The following is a 5,802-nucleotide window of genomic DNA, read 5'->3' as shown; positions in this document are numbered from 1 at the left end:
TTAGATTGGCCCACCGGCTCCTTTTTGACCGCATGATGTGGCGGCCCTGGTTCCGACCACGGACGGAAGCATGAGACCGGCGACAGGATGATCGCTCGGGGGGACTTGACGCCCAACGGCCCGTTACGGAAGCACTACCTTCACTTTAGTTGGTAGGCGGCTGGTGAGGTTGGTGGCGTAGTGTGGGCAGCGGATCCATGTGCGGCGGAACAGCTCGACCAGTCGGCGTCGGCCAGTGGGCAGGGTCGGCTGTGGCGCTGGCCCTGCCGGTCCGGCTCCTTTGCTTTTTTCTCATTCCTGGAGGCGGAGGTGCTGGAGGAAGCAGAGCGCGATCATGGTCATGAGCGCATGGCGATGCAGGCCAGTCCACGACCGCCCTTCGAAGTGGTCGAGGCTGAGTTCCTCCTTCATCTGCTGGTGGGCCTGCTCGCAAACCCATCTCGCCTTGATCGCGGCCGCCAGTTCCTCAAGGCTTGTGTCGGCTGGAAGGTCGAAAGGTGGTACTTGCGCTCGCCGGAACTGCGATGCTCGCCGATCGGCCAGACCTCTTTGCCCGGCAGGTGACGGCCCTGCCTGAGCTGCTCACCTTCGGCCGGGCACACGCGTACGGCGGCGAACTCGGCAGCGAGCGGCCTCTTCGTCCCGCGGCGCCAGGAGATGCGACGCCAGCGGGCGTCGACCAGCACCTGCTCCGCCGGGATCGGATCCTCGCTCGTCACCGGGTGCTTGCGGGCCCGGCCCGTGCTGGCCTTGGGCCAGTGCAGCGCGACGGCGGGCGAGTAGACGTTCTGTACTCTGGGAACGCCGACCGCCCAGAGGAGACCGCGCTTACTCAGGCCAGAACGAAAGGCGGCACTGGCGCCATAGCCGGCGTCGGCGACCACCCGGCCAAAGCGGGCACCGGCAGCCAGGAGCCGGTCGATCTCCATCAGGGCGATCTCGGTCTTGGCGAAGGCTCGCCGGTGCTCTGCTGGTATGCCGGCTTCAGTGCAGCGGGTTGCATCGGCAGCCCAGGCCTCTGGCAACAAGAGCCGCAGCCCTATCGGCAGCGGAACCTCATCCTTGGCCCGGGTGAGCGAGACCAGAATTTGGCAGTTGGCCCGCTTGCCCAGGCAGCCACAATATTGCCGTGCCACGCCCACCGAGCGCTTTCCCTGCTTGGGCAGGACCGTGTCGTCGACCACCAGCGCGTCTGCTTGTTCCACCATGAATGGCCAGATGGCCATTCATCCGTCATCCGCAGGATCCAGGTCCAGGAGGACCTGGAGGGACCCGCCGCAACGCCGCATCGTTCCAGGTCGTGCTCGTCACAAAGTGATGGAGCTGGTCGTGGCTGCCCAGGCCCAGCCGAGCCGCCGTCGGCTGCAGGCTCTTGCGTTCTCCTGGACCGATCAGCCCCTGCAGGTAGACTGGCGCCCACATCCGCCGCTTCTTGTGCCCCATCTCCGACAGGTATGGTGAGAGCCTGTCCTCCAGATCGCTCCGCCAGTCTGCCTTCGTCATCACCTTGGCCCACCAGACGGTCAGAACACGGCAACGGATCAGACATCTGCAGGTTCTGCCAAGATAGTGCTAATGACGCTCCGAAGCGGACCCGAAGATGATTCTCGATAGTTCGGTCTTGTTCCGGATCTGGAGCTTGCCGAATACGGTGCGGATATAGTGCCGGACGGTATTGGGCGTAATGCCTATTTCCTGGGCAATGGCCTTGTAGGTCTTCCCGAAGGCGTACTGTTCGGCGACGGCCAGTTCACGCGGGGAAAGTTCGGAAACCGGCCGGCGCTCGGATATGCGCACGAGAAAGAGGCCGGAGACGTCGCGGAAGACGGCACGGATCTTCCTGCCGCGAAAAGGGCGGCCATCGCCCAGATGCGCGAGCAGGTCGTCCGGCAGCATCGGGCCGCGCCATCGTTGCCATTCGATGGCCATGAAGCGGGCGAAGAACTCGTCGGCCGAGAGAATGAGGCCCGAGCGGTCGCAGATCGCATTCGCTGCCAGCTGTTCATCGGTAAGCGCATCCAGCAGCGCCGATTCGAGCTGCCTGCGCCAGCTCAGATGCAGGGCATGCATCAGATGGGGCATGACCATCTGCTTGAGTTTCCGCTGGGCCTCCGTGAACGGGGTTTCGGTGCGATAGATGGCGAGAAAGGCATGAAGTCCTAGGGAGGGCTCCAGTGTGTGCGTGCAAAGGACATGCCGGATGTCGTATTTCGCCAGCATCGTTTGCAATGCCGGGTAGCTGGAGAGTACTGGCGCGTTGAACATCACGGTCGAGAACGGGTGCAGCGCCGCCTGCAGTGCGATCGGATCCTCGGCTTTTATCTTCTCCCAGTCCTCGTGATAGGTGGCTGGCAGCCTGAACTTGAGCTCGGTGTGGAGATTGAGGCCCGACACCAGGCCCCACCAGGCGCAATCGAACGGGACCACCCGCATCAGAAGGGCCAGGGCACGCTCCTGGAAGCCAGCGAACTCGACCTGATGGGGCAGCTTGTGGATGGCCAACAGAAGCCCGCCCGCCGCGTCCAGATCGTGCAGGGGATCACCGTCCATTTGCAGGGGTTCAGACAGCCGTTCCCTCATATGCGCGGGGCTATAGCATCCGCCCAGCCATGCCAACAGGGAGGGACGCAATGAGCAGGACGGGCTACGTCTTCCGCGAGGAGTATATGTGGCACAATACCGGGGTGGCGGCGAACTACATCGCCCCGGGCGGTCACGTGCAGCCGGATATCGTGCATGCCGAAAGCTCGGACAGCAAGCGCCGCATCGACGGGCTTCTGTCCGTTTCCGGCATCAAGAAACACCTGCGCATCATCGACGATTTCGAGCCGCTGAACGACGACCAGATCGCGCTGTTCCACACGCGGGACTATATGCGGCGGATCAAGGAGATGAGCGACAACGGCGGTGGCGACGCCGGCGAGCTCACACCGTTCGGCCCTGGCGGCTACGAGATCGCGGCCCTCTCGGCGGCCGGGCCCCTGGTGGCGGGACGCGCCATCCTGAACGGCGAGATCGACACCGCCTATGTCCTCAACCGGCCGCCCGGCCACCATGCCGAAGCCGATATCGGGCGCGGCTTCTGCATCTTCGCCAATGCCGTGCTCGCCGCGATGAACCTGCGCAAAGAGTTCGGCGACATGAAGATCGCCATGCTGGACTGGGACGTTCATCATGGCAATGGCGCGCAGAAGGCGTTCTATCGCGATCCCACCACGCTGGTGATGTCGATCCACCAGTACAAGAACTATCCGCAGGATTCAGGGTTCGTCGAGGAAGCCGGCGAAGGCGACGGCTATGGCTACAACATCAACATGCCGCTGCCGCCGGGCTCGGGTCACGGTGCCTATCTGCACTGCATCGACACGGTCGTGACGCCGGCGATCGAGGCCTTCAAGCCGGACATGATCTTCATCCTGTCCGGCTTCGATGCCGGCGCGGTCGATCCGCTCGGGCGCAACATGGCCCATAGCGGCACCTATCGCGAGATGACCCTCAGGATGAAGGCGCTGGCGGACCGGTTCTGCCAGGGCAAGCTGCTGATCATGCACGAGGGCGGCTATTCGCCGGCCTACACGCCGTTCTGCGGGATCGCGGTCGTCGAAGCGCTGACCCAGGTCAATACCGGCGTGGAGGACCCGTTCTTCAAGATCCTGAGCGGCTACGGGATGCAGGAGCTCCAGCCCCATCAGGCGGAGATGATCGCCCAGTCGGCGGCGCTGGTGAAGCATATCAAGTAAGCAATCAAGATACAGAGCCCAACAGGGAGGAGTTCTCGAATGCGCGACAGGTCAGCTGCCGAACGGTGGATCCTGATAGTCAATCTGATCATCATGCTGTTTCCGCCAATCCATCTGTTCTTTGCCGGCGGGTCCATGCCAATGGCGCTCGTCTATTTCTTCGGGAGCGGCCTGGTGCTGGTCGGCTCCATGGCGATGCTGCGCTCGATGGGCCCGCAACGGGGGGAAGAATAAGATGAACTTCGTCATCGGCTACGGCATGATCCTGCTGTTCTTCGTCGTCGTCATCTACATCATGGAGCGCAACCACCGGGAAACCGACAATTTCGAGGAGTTCTCAGTCGCCGGGCGCTCCTTCGGCTCGTGGTTTCAGACCATGGCTTTCCTGAACACCTGGCTGCCCGGCACCATCTTCATCGCCTTCGCCGGGCTGGCGGCCTCGGCGGGTGTGATTGGCTACTACGTCATCTCCTATTCGCTGCTCGCCGTCCTGTTCATGTACTATCTGGCCGACCGGGTGTTCGACTGGGGCAAGCGCCACAACCTCAAGACCCAGTCCGACTTCGTGGGCATGCGGTACAATTCCGACGCCGTGCGGGTGACGGCCGCGATCATCGGCGTCGTGTCGATGTTCCCGTGGATCATTCTCGGCCTGCAGTCCCTGGGCCTGGTGTTCTCCTATTTGTCCTTCGGCTACGTCTCGCCGGAGCAGGCCGTGTTCGTGAGCATCGCGGTGCTGGCGATCCGGCAGTACTGGACGGTGCGCCTTGGGATGCGCGGGATCGTCATCTCCGACATGGTCCAGGGCATCATCGCCTATGGGGTGGGTGGCCTGCTGTCGATCGGCTTCATCGTCATGCTCCTGCGCTCGGAGCATGGCTTCGGCCAGCTGGCCGAGAGCTTCGCGGCGCTGCCGTCGTTCGGCAGTGACCTGGGACCGCTCTACTACTTCTCGATCGTCCTCACCGGTGCGCTCGGCTCCTGGTGCTGGCCCGACATCTTCGTTCGCCTCTTTACCGCCAAGAGCGCGCAGACGGTAAGGAACTCCGCCTTCAAGGCCGCTCCGCTGATGTTCCTGTTCCTGGCGCTGATGCTGACGGCGGCGATGCTTGCCAGTTCCATGCCCGAGGTTGCCGCAGCGCCCGACAATGTCTGGTTCCTGCTGGCGAGCCATGGCGGCCCGGTCATCCTATCCATCGCAGGCATCTGCGTGCTCGCGGCAACGATGGGCAACATCAACGCGCTGACGCAGGCGACCGGCGTCCACGCAGCCCAGGACATCTTCCACGTGAAGGGCGGGACCGACCGGCAGATCACCCGCACGGCACGCATCATCGTCGGGATCACCACCATTCTCGCCATCATCGGCGCGATCATGACGGTGAACACCACGGCCGGTCTCCTGACGCTGGCGCTCGCCGCCTATCAGGGCATCGTGCAACTGGCACCATCGCTTTATCTGGGCCTGCTCTGGAAGAGGCCGACCGCGTCTGCGGCGGTGCTCGGCATGATCGTGGGCTTCGTGGTCGCGGTAGTCCTGCAGTTCCTCTATCCGGTCTCGATCCCGGCCCTGGGCGGCCTGACCTCGGGTGTGGTCGGGCTGATCTGCAACACGGTGGTTCTTGTCGCCGTGACCCTGCTCACCCCGGCAAAGAGCATCGAGACGCAACGCGTGGCGGCGCTGTTCGCCTAGGCCGTGTTCTCAACCGTGTCGGGCTCCCAGATAGCCTGGGATGAGACGCCACGAGATGAGTGAGGCGGCATGGCGGCGGCTTGCGCCGTTGTTGCCGCCGGAGCGGGGCAGGCTGGGCGGGAGGCCGCCCAAGGACCGCCGTCGGGTGCTGAACGGGATTTTGTGGATCCTGCGTTCGGGTGCCCGTTGGCGGGATCTGCCGGAGCGGTACGGGCCTTGGCAGACGGCGGCCAACAGCTTCTATCGCTGGCGTCGTGCCGGCGTCTGGTCACGGGTGCTGGCAGAGTTGCAGCGCCAGGTGGACGAGCGGGGCGAGTTGGACTGGGCGCTGCACCATGTCGACAGCACGGTGGTCCGGGCGCACCAGCA

5 protein-coding genes and 1 pseudogene are annotated in these 5,802 nt (G+C 63.9%); 4 read left to right on the top strand and 2 right to left on the bottom strand.

The features are described 5' to 3' along the window. Positions 1 to 145: 145 nt before the first annotated feature. Together VNS22_RS24775 and VNS22_RS24770 are read right to left on the bottom strand one after the other, a co-directional pair. Positions 146 to 1,503 (bottom strand): annotated as a pseudogene (locus tag VNS22_RS24775) (IS701 family transposase). 69 nt (positions 1,504 to 1,572) lie between these two features. Continuing rightward, positions 1,573 to 2,550, bottom strand: coding sequence for a helix-turn-helix transcriptional regulator (locus VNS22_RS24770; RefSeq protein WP_325737285.1), 978 nt, complete (start codon positions 2,548 to 2,550; stop codon positions 1,573 to 1,575). Between the two features lie 80 nt (positions 2,551 to 2,630). Between VNS22_RS24770 and VNS22_RS24765 the strand changes: the two genes are divergently transcribed. From VNS22_RS24765 to VNS22_RS24750, 4 genes are all read left to right on the top strand, one after another. Then, the gene (locus VNS22_RS24765) at positions 2,631 to 3,740 is read left to right on the top strand and encodes a class II histone deacetylase (RefSeq protein WP_325737283.1); all 1,110 of its coding nucleotides are present in this window, start codon (positions 2,631 to 2,633) and stop codon (positions 3,738 to 3,740) included. A 39-nt stretch (positions 3,741 to 3,779) separates the two neighbouring features. Beyond that, the gene (locus VNS22_RS24760) at positions 3,780 to 3,974 is read left to right on the top strand and encodes a hypothetical protein (protein ID WP_325737281.1); all 195 of its coding nucleotides are present in this window, start codon (positions 3,780 to 3,782) and stop codon (positions 3,972 to 3,974) included. 1 nt (position 3,975) lies between these two features. Continuing rightward, on the top strand, positions 3,976 to 5,433 hold the full coding sequence (locus VNS22_RS24755; protein WP_325737279.1) for a sodium:solute symporter family protein: 1,458 nt from the start codon (positions 3,976 to 3,978) through the stop codon (positions 5,431 to 5,433). A gap of 40 nt (positions 5,434 to 5,473) precedes the next feature. Continuing rightward, a partial coding sequence (locus VNS22_RS24750) for an IS5 family transposase (protein WP_325737277.1) occupies positions 5,474 to 5,802 on the top strand: 329 nt, incomplete at its 3' end.

The sequence above is a fragment of the Geminicoccus sp. genome (assembly GCF_035556675.1).
Taxonomy (GTDB): Bacteria; Pseudomonadota; Alphaproteobacteria; order Geminicoccales; family Geminicoccaceae; genus Geminicoccus.
This window is presented reverse-complemented; position numbering and strand designations above follow the sequence as displayed.

What these genes read in the sequence shown, in the direction of transcription:
- VNS22_RS24760 (WP_325737281.1), top strand. Translation starts at nt 3,780, where the DNA reads ATGCGCGACAGGTCAGCTGCCGAACGGTGGATCCTGATAGTCAATCTG.
- VNS22_RS24770 (WP_325737285.1), bottom strand. Translation starts at nt 2,550, where the DNA reads ATGGACGGTGATCCCCTGCACGATCTGGACGCGGCGGGCGGGCTTCTG.
- VNS22_RS24765 (WP_325737283.1), top strand. Translation starts at nt 2,631, where the DNA reads ATGAGCAGGACGGGCTACGTCTTCCGCGAGGAGTATATGTGGCACAAT.
- VNS22_RS24755 (WP_325737279.1), top strand. Translation starts at nt 3,976, where the DNA reads ATGAACTTCGTCATCGGCTACGGCATGATCCTGCTGTTCTTCGTCGTC.